The following is a 1,345-nucleotide window of genomic DNA, read 5'->3' as shown; positions in this document are numbered from 1 at the left end:
ACCCGAGTTCGACAGTTTTGAGGCCATTTTAGGCAAATGAAAATGGTCAAAATGCTGTAATATCAAGGATTTCACGATGCGGATCCTAGAAAAAAACGCTGAATTTCATAGGCACACGATTTGATAATTTAACCTTTTAAAATAGCCGAATATCGTTTATAATATAGGCATGTACATACGGAGAGTCACACGCAAAAACAAAGATGGAACGACTGTTGCGTATCTTCAGCTTGCTCACAACGAATGGGATCCGAAGGCCAAATATGCGAAAGCGAAGGTGATTTATTCGTTTGGGCGCGAAGACCAGGTGGATCGCGCTGTCTTGGAGCGTCTGGCCAAAAGCATTTCGCGATTCCTTTCTCCTGAGCAGGCTTGGGAAATCGAGACGTTGACAGGAGAAGTATCGGATGACTTTCAGTTTCAATCAAGCAAACGCCTTGGTGGCGCTTGGCTTTTGGATCAGCTCTGGAGACAACTGGGATTGGGAGAGATTCTCCACTCCTTGTTTGCCTCCCGACATCATCAGATTCCGTTGGAACGGCTGATTTTTGCCATGGTGGCGAATCGTGCCCTTCATCCGTCAAGCAAGTTGGCGATGGAGGAGTGGGTGGAGAAGGACGTGCATATCCCTCATCTTCCCCAAGTCGCCAGCCACCAGTTATACCGGGCGATGGATGAGCTGCTGGCTGTGCAGCCGGAATTGGAACGCCAAGTGTTCCATGCCGTGGCCGATTTATTGAACCTGGAAGTCGATTTGATTTACTTTGATACGACTTCGTCGTACTTCGAAGTGGATCCCTCTGAAACACCGGAAGGAGAATCGCTTCGAAAGCAGGGGTTTTCCAAAGATAAGCGTCCTGATTTGGTTCAAATCGTCATTGGGCTGGCTGTCACCCGGGAAGGAATCCCGATTCGCGCTTGGGTATGGCCTGGCAATACCATGGACATGACGGTCATCAAACAGGTGAAACAAGACTTGATTGGCTGGAAGCTTGGACGTGTGATCAGCGTCATGGACCGCGGCTTTTCCTCTGAAGAGAATTTGCGAATCTTGCAACAGGCCGGGGGACACTACATTGTCGGCGAAAAAATGCGATCCGGCAAAGCCACCGTCGAAGAGGCCCTAAGCCGTCGCGGGCGCTACCAACAAGTTCGCGAGAACTTGCATATCAAAGAAATCATCGTGGGCGACGGAGAAGCGCGTCAGCGCTATGTTCTCGTGTACAATCCCAGCGAAGCCGAACGCCAACGCAAGGAACGGGAAACGCTGCTCGAATCGCTGAAAGAGGAGTTGGAGGGGCTTCGCCAACTCCCCAATGAAGCTCATCATAAGGCCACCTGCCGG

The 1,345-nt window shown here is 50.5% G+C and carries 1 protein-coding gene; it reads left to right on the top strand.

The window, feature by feature from the left end; genetic code table 11:
* Window positions 1–169 precede the first annotated feature (169 nt).
* The coding region (locus GZ1_RS17690) for an IS1634 family transposase (RefSeq protein ID WP_060789013.1) at window positions 170–1,345 on the top strand (1,176 nt) is incomplete at its 3' end.

It is taken from the genome of Geobacillus zalihae NBRC 101842 (assembly GCF_001544135.1).
GTDB classification, from domain to species: domain Bacteria; phylum Bacillota; class Bacilli; order Bacillales; family Anoxybacillaceae; genus Geobacillus; species Geobacillus zalihae.
Note: the sequence above shows the minus strand (reverse complement) of the source record. Positions and strands in the feature narration are given on the sequence as shown.